Below are 12,495 nucleotides of genomic sequence, written 5' to 3' on the forward strand. Positions count from 1 at the left end.
GATTGCCGGCACCTTTCACTGCGCAAGACTCCTTGTTACATTGGGACAGGATGGCCGGAAGGCCACAGGCCTGAAACCCCCTGTGGCGCTGTTGACAAGCTATCGGCAACCGCCTATACGCCCCCTCATCCGGCCAAGGGGGTCGCCCCGGCAGCCGAAATCAAAATTGAGATGGTCAAGATCCGGGCCGATTGTTGCGCCCCGATCCTCTGAATAGCCAGCCGCGTCGTTTACCTCGGAATGGAAACGATTGCGGCGTTTGCGCTTTGCGGACGCGTGAGGGGCAAAAACAGAATGAACCCGCATGGGGGCCCCCATGCAGAAAGATATGTTGAGAGACGGGAAGAGACCGGAATGCCAACGATCCAACAGCTGATCCGCAAACCGCGGCAGCCGAAAGTAAGAACGCAAAAATCGCAGCACCTGCAAGGGTGCCCGCAAAAACGTGGCGTTTGCACGCGCGTTTACACCACCACACCGAAGAAGCCGAACTCGGCCATGCGGAAGGTTGCCAAGGTGCGCCTGACCAATGGCTTTGAGGTCATCAGCTACATCCCGGGCGAAAGCCACAACCTTCAGGAACACTCGGTTGTCCTGATCCGTGGCGGCCGTGTGAAAGACCTTCCCGGTGTGCGCTACCACATCCTTCGCGGTGTTCTGGATACCCAGGGCGTCAAAGACCGTAAGCAACGCCGTTCGAAATACGGCGCCAAGCGTCCTAAGTAAGGAGTCACGAGCATGTCACGTCGTCACGCCGCAGAAAAACGCGAAGTCTTGCCCGACGCCAAGTTCGGCGATCTGGTTCTGACCAAATTCATGAACAACCTGATGATCGACGGCAAGAAGTCGGTCGCAGAGAAAATCGTCTACAACGCGCTCGACCGCGTTGAGGACAAGATCAAGCGTGCGCCGTTGGAAGTTTTCCACGAGGCGCTCGACAACATCCAGCCGTCGGTCGAGGTTCGCTCGCGCCGTGTGGGTGGTGCCACGTACCAGGTTCCCGTCGAAGTGCGCCCCGAGCGCCGTCAGGCCCTGGCGATCCGCTGGTTGATTTCGGCCAGCCGCAGCCGCAACGAAAACACCATGGAAGAGCGCCTTGCCGGTGAACTTCTGGATGCGGTTCAGTCGCGCGGTTCCGCCGTGAAGAAACGCGAAGACACCCACAAGATGGCCGAGGCGAACAAAGCCTTCAGCCACTACCGCTGGTAAAAACTCAGAGGCAAGAAACCAATGGCACGCGATTATCCGCTCGACCGCTACCGCAACTTCGGCATCATGGCCCATATCGACGCAGGCAAGACCACCTGCTCGGAACGGATCCTGTACTACACCGGCAAATCCCACAACATTGGCGAGGTGCACGATGGTGCGGCCACCATGGACTGGATGGAGCAGGAGCAGGAACGCGGGATCACCATCACCTCGGCTGCGACCACCACCTTCTGGGAGCGCACCGAAGACGGTCAGACCGCCGACACCCCCAAGCACCGCCTGAACATCATCGACACCCCCGGCCACGTGGATTTCACCATCGAGGTTGAGCGTTCGCTGGCCGTTCTCGACGGTGCCGTCTGTGTTCTGGACGCTAACGCTGGTGTTGAGCCGCAAACCGAAACCGTTTGGCGTCAGGCTGACCGTTACAAGGTGCCGCGGATGGTCTTCGTCAACAAGATGGACAAGATCGGTGCCGATTTCTTCAACTGCGTGAAGATGATCGAAGACCGCACCGGCGCGCGTGCCGTTCCCGTCGGTATCCCGATCGGCGCGGAAACCGAGCTGGAAGGCCTGGTTGACCTCGTAACCATGGAAGAGTGGCTGTGGCAAGGCGAAGATCTGGGCGCGTCCTGGGTCAAGGCGCCGATCCGCGACAGTCTGAAGGACATGGCCGACGAATGGCGCGGCAAGATGATCGAAGCGGCCGTCGAAGAAGACGACGACGCGATGATGGAATACCTGGAAGGCAACGAGCCCGACGTGCCGACCCTGCGCAAATTGCTGCGCAAGGGCACGCTGGCGCTGCATTTCGTGCCGGTCCTCGGTGGTTCCGCGTTCAAAAATAAAGGTGTGCAGCCGCTCCTGAACGCCGTGATCGACTACCTGCCCAGCCCGCTGGACGTTGTCGACTACATGGGCTTCAAACCCGGTGACGAAAGCGAAGAGCGTAACATCGCCCGCCGTGCGGATGATGACATGGCGTTCTCGGCGCTGGCGTTCAAAATCATGAACGACCCGTTTGTCGGCTCGCTGACCTTTACCCGCATCTATTCGGGCGTCCTGAACAAGGGCGACACGCTTCTGAACTCGACCAAGGGCAAGAAAGAGCGCGTTGGCCGGATGATGATGATGCACTCCAACAACCGCGAGGAAATCACCGAAGCGTTTGCGGGCGACATCATCGCGCTGGCGGGTCTCAAGGACACCACGACCGGTGACACGCTTTGCGCGGTTAACGATCCGGTGGTTCTGGAAACCATGACCTTCCCCGATCCGGTGATCGAGATCGCGGTTGAGCCGAAAACCAAGAACGACCAGGAGAAAATGTCCCAGGGTCTGGCCCGTCTGGCCGCCGAAGACCCGTCCTTCCGTGTCGAGACCGATCTTGAAAGCGGTCAGACCATCATGAAGGGCATGGGCGAACTTCACCTGGACATCCTGGTGGACCGCCTGAAGCGCGAATTCAAGGTTGAGGCCAACATCGGTGCGCCACAGGTGGCCTACCGTGAGACCATCGGTCATGAGGTTGAGCATACCTACACCCACAAGAAGCAGTCGGGTGGTTCGGGTCAGTTCGCCGAGGTCAAGATGATCATCTCGCCGACCGAGGCGGGCGAAGGCTATTCCTTCGAGAGCCGCATCGTTGGTGGTGCCGTTCCCAAGGAATACATCCCGGGTGTTGAAAAAGGCATCGAGAGCGTCATGGATAGCGGCCCGCTGGCCGGCTTCCCCGTAATCGACTTCAAGGTCGCCCTGATCGACGGTAAGTTCCACGATGTGGACTCGAGCGTCATGGCGTTCGAAATCGCGGCGCGGATGGGCATGCGCGAAGGTCTGAAGAAGGCCGGTGCGAAACTGCTTGAGCCGATCATGAAGGTCGAAGTGATCACGCCGGAAGAGTATACCGGTGGCATCATCGGTGACCTCACCAGCCGTCGCGGCCAGGTCTCGGGTCAGGAACCGCGCGGCAACGCGATCGCGATCGACGCAAACGTGCCGCTGGCCAACATGTTCGGCTACATCAACACGCTGCGTTCGATGTCCTCGGGCCGCGCCCAGTTCACAATGCAGTTCTCGCATTACGATCCGGTGCCGTCGAACATCTCGGAAGAGATCCAGGCGAAATACGCTTAATCAGGGTACGTTATGTTTAGCCGTAGAACATTCATCGCTTTGGCCGTTGCGGTCTTGGTCTCGGGCTGTGATGTGCCCGAGGTCGAGACCTATTCGCCCTATGCGATCCGGAATGTGACGGTTGATACGTCGCGTTTTGCAGGCTTTACCGGCACGCTCAGCGAATACTCGAACGACGTCGTTGCACGGGATATTCGGGCGGCTCTCCTGAAGTCATTCAATGAGTTGGAACAGGGTAGCCGTCCGGTGAACGTACATTTTTCATTGCAGGACATGAAAGTGCGTTCGCTCGGCGAATCCATTCTTGGAAACGCTCGGAACGAGGTGAGCGGCGCATTTGTTGTCAAAGATGCGGGATCCGGGAAAACGGTTTCGGAAGGTACGCTGAAATTCACTGGAGCCTCCAAAGGAGAGGGCTCTGCGCCCCTGATCGACCAGTATACCAAGCCCCGGAGACAATTGCAGTATTCCGGCCTGATCGAAGAATTCGCCGAACAGGCGAGTGAGAAAATTTTCTTGCGCCACAGAAAAGTTGGCGCTGAATGACCCAGAACACGGAAAACAAACAGCACCCGTAGGATCAGATGGCGGGGTGAGACACGCCATTCGAATGAAGATAAGGAGGCCATCATGGCAAAGGAAAAGTTTGATCGTTCTAAACCGCATGTGAACATCGGGACCATTGGTCACGTGGATCACGGCAAGACGACGCTGACGGCGGCGATTACCAAGTATTTTGGTGATTTCAAGGCCTATGACCAGATCGACGGCGCGCCCGAGGAGAAAGCCCGCGGGATCACGATTTCGACGGCCCACGTGGAATACGAGACCGACAGCCGTCACTATGCCCACGTCGACTGCCCCGGCCACGCGGACTACGTCAAGAACATGATCACCGGTGCGGCGCAGATGGACGGCGCGATCCTGGTGGTGAACGCGGCCGATGGCCCGATGCCCCAGACCCGCGAGCACATCCTGCTGGGCCGTCAGGTCGGCATCCCCTACATCGTTGTTTACATGAACAAAGTTGACCAGGTGGACGATGACGAGCTGCTGGAACTGGTGGAAATGGAAATCCGCGAGCTCCTGAGCTCGTATGAATTCCCCGGCGACGACATTCCCGTGATCCCGGGCTCGGCCCTGGCCGCGATGGAAGGTCGTGACGAGGCGATCGGCGAAGAGTCGATCAAGAAGCTGATGGCCGCCGTTGACGAATACATCCCGACGCCGGCGCGCGCCGTGGATCAGCCGTTCCTGATGCCGGTCGAAGACGTGTTCTCGATCTCGGGCCGCGGTACGGTTGTGACCGGCCGGGTTGAGCGCGGTGTGATCAACGTGGGCGACGAGATCGAAATCGTCGGCATCCGCGACACCAAGAAGACCACCTGCACCGGCGTTGAAATGTTCCGCAAGCTGCTGGACCGCGGTGAAGCGGGCGACAACATCGGCGCGCTGCTGCGCGGTATCGACCGTGACGGCGTTGAGCGTGGTCAGGTTCTGTGCAAGCCGGGTTCGGTGACGCCGCACACCAAGTTCGAAGCCGAAGCCTATATCCTCACCAAAGAGGAAGGGGGCCGTCACACGCCGTTCTTCGCGAACTACCGCCCGCAGTTCTACTTCCGGACCACCGACGTGACCGGCACGGTTGAGCTGCCCTCGGGCACCGAGATGGTGATGCCGGGCGACAACCTGAAGTTCACCGTCGAGCTGATCGCACCGATCGCAATGGAAGACGGCCTGCGCTTCGCCATCCGCGAAGGCGGCCGCACCGTCGGCGCAGGCGTCGTCGCCAAAATTATCGAATAATCCCAAAAGGCGCTCCGGGCCAACCCGGGGCGCAGGGTTCGACGAGGGGGGCCGGGTGGTCCGGCCTTCCTCCTATCAACTCCAACGCCTTGAAAGGCTAAGACAATGCAAAGCCAAAATATTCGCATCCGGCTGAAAGCGTTTGACTATCGTGTACTGGACGCCAGCACACAAGAGATCGTCAACACCGCGAAACGCACCGGTGCCGACGTTCGGGGGCCGATCCCGCTGCCGAACAAGATCGAGAAATTCACCGTTCTGCGTGGTCCCCACGTGAACAAGAAATCCCGCGATCAGTTCGAGATCCGCACGCATAAGCGTCTGCTGGACATCGTTGATCCCACACCGCAGACCGTGGACGCGCTGATGAAGCTCGACCTGGCCGCCGGTGTTGACGTTCAGATTTCGGTCTAAGGAGGGCACTAGGATATGTTGCGCTCTGGTGTAATCGCAAAGAAAGTCGGCATGACCCGGCTTTTCATGGAAGACGGACGGCAGGTGCCGGTTACCGTTCTCCAATTGGACAAACTGCAGGTTGTCGCACAACGCACCCCCGAGGCCCACGGCTATGCCGCGGTGCAACTGGGCGCGGGTACGGCCAAGGCCAAGCGGACCTCGAAAGCCATGCGTGGCCATTTCGCCGCCGCCAAGGTCGAGCCCAAGCGCAAGGTCGCGGAATTCCGCGTGGCGCCTGAGGCGATGATCGAAGTGGGTGAAGAGATCACCGCGAACCATTACTTCGAAGGTCAGTTCGTAGACGTCTGCGGCACCTCGATCGGTAAGGGTTTTGCCGGTGCCATGAAACGCCACAACTTCGGTGGTCTGCGCGCCTCGCACGGTGTGTCGATCAGCCACCGTTCGCACGGCTCGACCGGTCAGTGTCAGGATCCGGGCAAGGTCTTCAAAGGCAAGAAGATGGCTGGCCATATGGGTGCTGCACGGGTGACCACGCAGAACCTGCAAGTGGTCAAGACCGATGCCGATCGTGGTCTCATCATGATCAAAGGCGCGGTGCCGGGCTCCAAAGGTGGCTGGGTCACCGTCAAGGATGCGGTGAAAAAGCCGTTCCCTGAGAATGCCATTCTGCCTGCGGGTCTGAAATCCATGGCCGAAGAAGCCGCGAAACTGGCCGAAGAAGCTGCCGCCGCTGCTGCTGCCGAAGCCGAAGCTGCCGCAGCCGCCGCCGCAGAGGCCGAACAGGCCGCTCTGGAAGCTGCCGAGGCCGAAGAGGCGAAGGTCGATCAAGTTGCTGAAGCCGAAGCGGCCGAAGCCGAGAAGAAGGAAGGCGAAGAATGAAACTCGACGTGATCAAACTGGACGGCAAGAAGGCCGGCTCGGTCGATCTGGGCGAAGAAATCTTCGGCCTGGAGCCGCGCGCGGACATCCTTCACCGTGTCGTCCGCTGGCAGCGCAACAAGGCGCAGGCCGGTACGCACAAAGTCAAGACCCGGTCCGAGACATCGTACTCGACCAAGAAGATCTATCGCCAGAAGGGCACCGGTGGCGCACGCCATGGTGACCGCAACGCGCCGATCTTCCGCAAGGGTGGTATCTACAAGGGCCCGACACCGCGCAGCCACGCGCATGATCTGCCCAAGAAGGTCCGCCTGCTGGGTCTGAAACACGCCCTTTCCGCCAAGGTCAAAGCTGGCGAGCTGGTCGTGATCGACGAAGCCTCGTCGAACGGCAAGACCGCGGCCCTAGCCAAGCAGGTCAAGGACCTGGGCTGGAAGCGCGCGCTGATCATCGATGGCGCCGAGGTGAATGCAGATTTCGCCAAGGCCGCCCGTAACATCGACGGTCTGGACGTGCTGCCGACCATGGGCGCAAACGTATATGACATCCTCAAGCGTGACACCCTGGTGATCACCAAGGCAGGTGTCGAAGCACTGGAGGCTCGGTTGAAATGAGCGCGAAGGCAGAACATTACGACGTGATCCGCAAGCCGGTCATCACCGAGAAGGCCACCATGGCGTCGGAAAACGGCGCGGTTGTCTTTGAAGTGGCGATGGACAGCAACAAGCCGCAGATCAAGGAGGCCGTCGAGGCGCTCTTTGGTGTGAAGGTCAAAGCTGTCAACACCACGATCACCAAGGGTAAGGTCAAACGGTTCCGTGGCTCGCTTGGCCGCCGCAACCACATCAAGAAGGCCTACGTGACCCTGGAAGAGGGCAACACGATCGACGTGACCACCGGTCTTTGATTGGCTCCTCAATCTATAGAATGAAAGCCCGGTCACGAAGGTGACCGGGTTTTTTGTGAGAGATACAACAATTCGTGCTAGTCTTGAATTCTGATCTCAGGCGGCTGGGTGTCAGAATTCGATTTGAAAGGAGTAGATAATGAAGGATTGTGGTATTTGCGGAGGTACCGGGGAACGGTTAACTGGCAGGACAGATACGCCATCAGAAACGTGCTACAATTGCAGTGGTTCGGGAAAAGTCAACGACAATAACATCTACAAGTCCACTTCTAGTGGAACTTGTTTTTCCGGTGGAACACCTGTTTTGACCGCAAATGCAGTGTGGACAGCTATTTCAGACGTCCAATCCGGAGATGATGTTCTAACTCTGGGTCAGGCTGGTGAGATGGTGACAGCGCCGGTGAAGAAAAGGGTTTGCTATTCTACTGGGCGTATCTGGAAGATCACTACAGAACTAAACAGTCATCCAATTAAAACAACAGCGTGGCATGCATTTGCCACAAGTTCTGGTAGGTGTAGCGCTTGGAGATTGAGGGCAGGAATGTGTCTGCTGCATGCGGATGGAACGGGTAAACTGGCCCACGATAGAGTTATCTCTGTAGAAAGGACTGCTCTTTTCGAACCAGTATACAATCTAATCGTAAGCAATGAATTCAGCTTCATCGCGCAAGGCGTCTTAGCATACAGTTTTGGGGTATTGGGTAAAGAACGAGAGCGGTTTCACAAGTTGTGTGATCGCTTCACTAGACCGCGCGTTATACTTGGCCCTCAGGTCGCCGCGAGATAAGCAGACTGCCCGTCACGCCGGAGGCGTGACAGATAGATAGCGGCGCAACTTTGGTGCGACTCGCTAGCAATTGGGTGGGGTAAGTGCTGCGATCTGAGGGTTTTCGGTTTTGGCTGGGATAAAGTGCGTTGAACCAGCGTTGCATCGCCATCCCGCGGTCTGGCTAGCGCGCGGCTTTAGGGCAGGGAGGCCATATGCACAGAAGGCCAGGATTTCTTGGCGCTGAGGCTTGACCCGGCAGTCTGTCTCTCGTAAACGACCCCATCGGTAGGCCCCGGATTCGTCCGGGGCTTGCGTTTTCGTTCGCAAGAACACGAAATAGCCGGGGACCTTCGGGGCCCTATAACCCGGGCGGAATATCCGCCCAATCACATAGGTGGGGCAGGACCCTGCCGTTTGCTAAACGGAAGACAGAAAGCATGGCACTCAAGTCGTATAAGCCAACGACGCCGGGCCAGCGCGGGCTGGTGCTGATCGACCGTTCGGAGCTGTGGAAAGGACGCCCCGTCAAAGCCCTCACCGAGGGTCTGACGAAATCGGGTGGCCGGAACAACACCGGACGTATCACATCACGCCGACGTGGTGGCGGGGCAAAACGCCTCTACCGGATCGTTGATTTCAAACGCAACAAATTCGACGTGGCGGCCACCGTCGAGCGGATCGAATATGACCCGAACCGGACCGCCTTCATCGCGCTCGTCAACTATGACGACGGCGAAAAAGCGTATATCCTGGCGCCGCAGCGTCTGGCGATTGGTGACAAGGTCATCTCGTCGGCCAAGGCGGACATCAAGCCCGGTAACGCGATGCCCTTCTCGGGCCTGCCCATCGGTACCATCGTGCACAATATCGAACTGAAGCCCGGCAAGGGTGGTCAGATCGCCCGTGCCGCCGGTACCTACGCCCAGTTCGTCGGCCGCGATGGCGGCTACGCTCAGATCCGTCTGAGCTCGGGCGAGCTGCGCATGGTGCGTCAGGAGTGCATGGCCACCGTTGGTGCCGTGTCGAACCCCGACAATTCGAACCAGAACTACGGTAAAGCGGGCCGCATGCGCCACAAAGGCATCCGTCCGTCGGTTCGTGGTGTCGTGATGAACCCGATCGACCACCCCCACGGTGGTGGTGAGGGCCGCACATCGGGTGGTCGTCACCCGGTCACGCCCTGGGGCAAACCCACCAAGGGCGCACGCACCCGCAACAAGAACAAGGCGTCGCAGAAGCTTATCATCCGCTCGCGTCACGCCAAGAAGAAGGGCCGCTAACACATGGCACGTTCTGTATGGAAAGGCCCCTTTGTGGATGCTTATGTGCTGAAGAAAGCCGAAGCATCGCGCGAAAGCGGGCGTAACGAAGTCATCAAAATCTGGTCGCGCCGCTCGACGATCCTGCCCCAGTTCGTGGGCCTGACGTTTGGCGTCTACAACGGCAAGAAACATATCCCCGTCAACGTCAGCGAAGACATGATTGGTCAGAAGTTCGGCGAATACAGCCCGACTCGCACCTATTACGGTCATGCCGCCGACAAAAAAGCGAAGCGGAAGTAAGTCATGGGCAAGGAAAAGAACCCCCGCCGCGTGGCCGATAACGAAGCAATGGCAAAATTGCGCATGCTTCGCACCAGCCCGCAGAAACTGAACCTCCTGGCCGGGATGATCCGCGGCAAGAAGGTTGAAAAGGCGCTCAACGATCTGACGTTTTCGAACAAGCGGATCGCGGAAGACGTGAAGAAATGCCTTCAGTCGGCCATCGCCAATGCTGAAAACAACCACAACCTGGATGTGGACGAGCTGATCGTGGCCGAAGCCTATGTGGGCAAGAACCTGGTTATGAAGCGCGGTCGTCCGCGGGCCCGGGGCCGGTTTGGCGCGCTGCGCAAGCCGTTCTCGGAACTGACAATCAAGGTTCGTGAAATCGAGGAGCAAGCCTGATGGGTAACAAAGTAAATCCGATTGGCATGCGCCTGCAGGTGAACCGCACCTGGGACAGCCGCTGGTACGCCGACACCAAGGACTATGGCAATCTGCTGTTGGAAGACATCGCGATCCGCGAGTTTATCAACAAGGAATGCAAACAGGCCGGTGTCAGCCGCGTGATCATCGAACGCCCCCACAAGAAGTGCCGTGTGACCATTCACACCGCGCGTCCGGGTGTGATCATCGGCAAGAAAGGCGCCGATATCGAGGGTCTGCGTCGCAAGCTGGCCGCGATGACCGACAGCGAGTTGCACCTCAACATCGTTGAAGTGCGCAAGCCCGAGCTGGATGCCGCCCTCGTGGGTGAGAGCATCGCACAGCAGCTTGAGCGTCGTGTGTCGTTCCGTCGTGCCATGAAACGCGCGGTTCAGAACGCCATGCGCATGGGTGCCCTGGGCATCCGGGTCAACGTCGCGGGCCGCCTTGGCGGTGCCGAGATCGCCCGGACCGAATGGTACCGCGAGGGCCGCGTGCCCCTGCACACCCTGCGTGCTGACATCGATTATGCCAATGTCGAAGCCTCGACACCTTACGGCATCATCGGCATCAAGGTCTGGATCTTCAAGGGTGAGATCATGGAGCACGATCCGTCGGCCCGTGACCGCAAAGCCCAGGAACTCCAGGATGGTCCCGCGCCCCGTGGCGCCGGCGGCCGCCGCTAAGGAGGGAATGACATGCTACAACCAAAACGCACGAAATTCCGCAAGCAGTTCAAGGGCCGCATCCGCGGTGAAGCCAAGGGCGGGTCTGACCTGAACTTCGGCACCTATGGCCTGAAGGCGACCCAGCCCGAGCGCGTGACAGCGCGTCAGATCGAGGCGGCACGCCGTGCCATGACGCGTCACATGAAACGTCAGGGCCGTGTCTGGATCCGGATCTTCCCGGATGTGCCGGTCACCTCGAAGCCTACCGAAGTTCGGATGGGTAAGGGTAAAGGTTCTGTCGATTTCTGGGCGGCCAAGGTCAAACCCGGCCGGATCATGTTCGAAATCGACGGCGTAAGCGAAGGCATTGCGATGGAGGCCCTGCGCCTCGCCGCGATGAAACTGCCGCTGAAAACCCGCGTCGTGGTCCGCGAGGACTGGTAAACGGGCGGGGATCAAGCCCCTCACGAAGGAAACGAACCCCTGCCGAGATTTCGGCAGGGGTTTTTCTTTGGTGCAGATGTTCGGTTTAAGCCCAATGCGGACATTGCTCCCGCCCGGAATCAAGGTGCGCAGCACCGCCGGGCAGCGCCCGACCGCCCCATGGGCGGGCGCTCTATCGCCGTTACAATCCGAATGATTGTGGGAGGTACACGTCACCATAAAGTGCGATCAACATCTCTGGGGGCGCCCACCCGCGGTCGGGCGATACCCTCTGTTTCAATGGCGATTGAAGGACCGCTTTGTCCGCAACTTGGATCTTGTTTCGCCTCGCCAAACGCCTTTGCCTCAGGTAATGCTCGCGTCATGCCCAAGATAAATTCCCTCTTCGTTACCCGCCTCTATCGCGCTGCTTTGTCCGAGATGGGCGAGGCGCCTGATGCGTCCGAACTGGAGGCGTCCTGCTACTCGATTGCCGAAGATGACGAGGCGGGGCAGGCTTGGTGTGAGGAGAACGGGTACCCTGGTTACACCTCCTATGCCTCGCTCACCGATCTGGGGTGGCGGTTTCCGATCTTTGCGGTTTTGGTGAAACTCCTAGATAAGCACGTCGCGGCATTTGCCGAAGATCTGGAATTTGATCTCGACGGGCGGGAGCTCAAGTTGGAAGACATCTGGATCAACATCCTGCCCGAAGGCGGCAGCCACGCCAGCCATATCCACCCGCATTCAGTCATCTCGGGCACAACCTACGTGGCCATGCCCGACGGCGCGAGTGCCTTGAAACTGGAAGATCCCCGCTCCGCCATGATGATGGCCGCCCCCGCGCGCCACAAAGACGCGCGGGAGGAAATGCGCTCGTTCATCTATGCCACTCCGAAGGTGGGGGATGTCCTCCTCTGGGAAAGCTGGCTCCGCCACGAGGTGCCGATGAACATGTCCGAAGAGGACCGGATCAGTGTGAGCTTCAATTACGGGTGGTCCTGACGTCTTTTGGGGCGCGTGCCTAAGGCACGAGCCACGCCCGACCCTCCCCAAGGGAGGGCGTTTTGCGACGTTTCGATTTAGAAAGATGTTGCGGCTCTTGCACCGAATAGCGGACGAGAGTCGTTGCGCCTGCCCTCCCAGGGTCGGGCGTGGCCCCCTGGACTGAAAGTGCGACCATTTTGCTGGGTCAAGAAACTTTCCCTTGCCCTCCAAATCTCCCTCCCTTATAGAGCGGCATCTCGCGATGACCGGGCAACCGGGATTCGTCTGTATCTGCAATTCATCCACCGGGTTTTGGTGACCCTG

General features: G+C 59.1%; 15 protein-coding genes. All 15 read left to right on the forward strand.

What is annotated here, in order from left to right:
• Nucleotides 1–354: 354 nt before the first annotated feature.
• On the forward strand, nt 355–726 hold the full coding sequence (gene rpsL, locus RBB29_RS01805) for a 30S ribosomal protein S12 (protein ID WP_085800764.1): 372 nt from the start codon (nt 355–357) through the stop codon (nt 724–726).
• Nucleotides 727–738: 12 nt separating this feature from the next.
• Complete coding sequence (gene rpsG, locus RBB29_RS01810; RefSeq protein ID WP_306113444.1) at nt 739–1,209, forward strand: 30S ribosomal protein S7; 471 nt, start codon at nt 739–741, stop codon at nt 1,207–1,209.
• Between the two features lie 21 nt (nt 1,210–1,230).
• On the forward strand, nt 1,231–3,348 hold the full coding sequence (gene fusA, locus RBB29_RS01815; protein WP_306113445.1) for an elongation factor G: 2,118 nt from the start codon (nt 1,231–1,233) through the stop codon (nt 3,346–3,348).
• 12 nt (nt 3,349–3,360) lie between these two features.
• A complete protein-coding gene (locus tag RBB29_RS01820) occupies nt 3,361–3,894 on the forward strand; it encodes a hypothetical protein (protein ID WP_306121094.1) in 534 nt (177 codons plus the stop codon).
• A gap of 84 nt (nt 3,895–3,978) precedes the next feature.
• Nucleotides 3,979–5,154 (forward strand): elongation factor Tu, encoded by a 1,176-nt coding sequence (gene tuf, locus RBB29_RS01825; RefSeq protein WP_306113447.1) that lies wholly within the window; start codon nt 3,979–3,981, stop codon nt 5,152–5,154.
• Nucleotides 5,155–5,259: 105 nt separating this feature from the next.
• A complete protein-coding gene (gene rpsJ, locus RBB29_RS01830) occupies nt 5,260–5,568 on the forward strand; it encodes a 30S ribosomal protein S10 (protein ID WP_057795293.1) in 309 nt (102 codons plus the stop codon).
• Between the two features lie 15 nt (nt 5,569–5,583).
• Nucleotides 5,584–6,450: a 50S ribosomal protein L3 gene (rplC, locus tag RBB29_RS01835; protein ID WP_306113448.1), complete on the forward strand. Its 867-nt coding sequence runs from the start codon at nt 5,584–5,586 to the stop codon at nt 6,448–6,450.
• Nucleotides 6,447–7,064 carry a 50S ribosomal protein L4 gene (gene rplD / locus RBB29_RS01840; protein WP_306113449.1) on the forward strand — a complete coding sequence of 206 codons (618 nt, stop codon included), beginning with the start codon at nt 6,447–6,449 and terminating at the stop codon, nt 7,062–7,064. Before rplC ends, rplD begins: the two co-directional genes overlap by 4 nt.
• Nucleotides 7,061–7,357, forward strand: a complete 297-nt coding sequence (locus tag RBB29_RS01845) for a 50S ribosomal protein L23 (RefSeq protein WP_306113450.1) — start codon at nt 7,061–7,063, stop codon at nt 7,355–7,357. The genes rplD and RBB29_RS01845 overlap by 4 nt, the downstream gene beginning before the upstream one ends.
• Before the next feature lie 1,206 nt (nt 7,358–8,563).
• Entirely contained in the window at nt 8,564–9,406 is an 843-nt protein-coding gene (gene rplB / locus RBB29_RS01850; protein WP_306113451.1) for a 50S ribosomal protein L2, read from the forward strand.
• A gap of 3 nt (nt 9,407–9,409) precedes the next feature.
• Nucleotides 9,410–9,688 (forward strand): 30S ribosomal protein S19, encoded by a 279-nt coding sequence (rpsS, locus tag RBB29_RS01855; protein ID WP_008236480.1) that lies wholly within the window; start codon nt 9,410–9,412, stop codon nt 9,686–9,688.
• Nucleotides 9,689–9,691: 3 nt separating this feature from the next.
• The gene (gene rplV / locus RBB29_RS01860; RefSeq protein ID WP_085801960.1) at nt 9,692–10,072 is read left to right on the forward strand and encodes a 50S ribosomal protein L22; all 381 of its coding nucleotides are present in this window, start codon (nt 9,692–9,694) and stop codon (nt 10,070–10,072) included.
• On the forward strand, nt 10,072–10,779 hold the full coding sequence (gene rpsC / locus RBB29_RS01865; protein ID WP_306113452.1) for a 30S ribosomal protein S3: 708 nt from the start codon (nt 10,072–10,074) through the stop codon (nt 10,777–10,779). Before rplV ends, rpsC begins: the two co-directional genes overlap by 1 nt.
• Before the next feature lie 12 nt (nt 10,780–10,791).
• On the forward strand, nt 10,792–11,205 hold the full coding sequence (gene rplP / locus RBB29_RS01870; protein WP_306113453.1) for a 50S ribosomal protein L16: 414 nt from the start codon (nt 10,792–10,794) through the stop codon (nt 11,203–11,205).
• Between the two features lie 363 nt (nt 11,206–11,568).
• Nucleotides 11,569–12,189, forward strand: coding sequence for a 2OG-Fe(II) oxygenase family protein (locus RBB29_RS01875; protein WP_306113454.1), 621 nt, complete (start codon nt 11,569–11,571; stop codon nt 12,187–12,189).
• The last annotated feature ends 306 nt before the right edge of the window (nt 12,190–12,495 follow it).

This window comes from Roseovarius sp. MMSF_3359, from assembly GCF_030733385.1.
In the GTDB taxonomy this organism is placed as follows: domain Bacteria; phylum Pseudomonadota; class Alphaproteobacteria; order Rhodobacterales; family Rhodobacteraceae; genus Roseovarius.

Coding starts and splice junctions, on each gene's coding strand:
- rpsL (WP_085800764.1), top strand. CDS start 355: ATGCCAACGATCCAACAGCTGATCCGCAAACCGCGGCAGCCGAAAGTA.
- rpsG (WP_306113444.1), top strand. CDS start 739: ATGTCACGTCGTCACGCCGCAGAAAAACGCGAAGTCTTGCCCGACGCC.
- fusA (WP_306113445.1), top strand. CDS start 1,231: ATGGCACGCGATTATCCGCTCGACCGCTACCGCAACTTCGGCATCATG.
- RBB29_RS01820 (WP_306121094.1), top strand. CDS start 3,361: ATGTTTAGCCGTAGAACATTCATCGCTTTGGCCGTTGCGGTCTTGGTC.
- tuf (WP_306113447.1), top strand. CDS start 3,979: ATGGCAAAGGAAAAGTTTGATCGTTCTAAACCGCATGTGAACATCGGG.
- rpsJ (WP_057795293.1), top strand. CDS start 5,260: ATGCAAAGCCAAAATATTCGCATCCGGCTGAAAGCGTTTGACTATCGT.
- rplC (WP_306113448.1), top strand. CDS start 5,584: ATGTTGCGCTCTGGTGTAATCGCAAAGAAAGTCGGCATGACCCGGCTT.
- rplD (WP_306113449.1), top strand. CDS start 6,447: ATGAAACTCGACGTGATCAAACTGGACGGCAAGAAGGCCGGCTCGGTC.
- RBB29_RS01845 (WP_306113450.1), top strand. CDS start 7,061: ATGAGCGCGAAGGCAGAACATTACGACGTGATCCGCAAGCCGGTCATC.
- rplB (WP_306113451.1), top strand. CDS start 8,564: ATGGCACTCAAGTCGTATAAGCCAACGACGCCGGGCCAGCGCGGGCTG.
- rpsS (WP_008236480.1), top strand. CDS start 9,410: ATGGCACGTTCTGTATGGAAAGGCCCCTTTGTGGATGCTTATGTGCTG.
- rplV (WP_085801960.1), top strand. CDS start 9,692: ATGGGCAAGGAAAAGAACCCCCGCCGCGTGGCCGATAACGAAGCAATG.
- rpsC (WP_306113452.1), top strand. CDS start 10,072: ATGGGTAACAAAGTAAATCCGATTGGCATGCGCCTGCAGGTGAACCGC.
- rplP (WP_306113453.1), top strand. CDS start 10,792: ATGCTACAACCAAAACGCACGAAATTCCGCAAGCAGTTCAAGGGCCGC.
- RBB29_RS01875 (WP_306113454.1), top strand. CDS start 11,569: ATGCCCAAGATAAATTCCCTCTTCGTTACCCGCCTCTATCGCGCTGCT.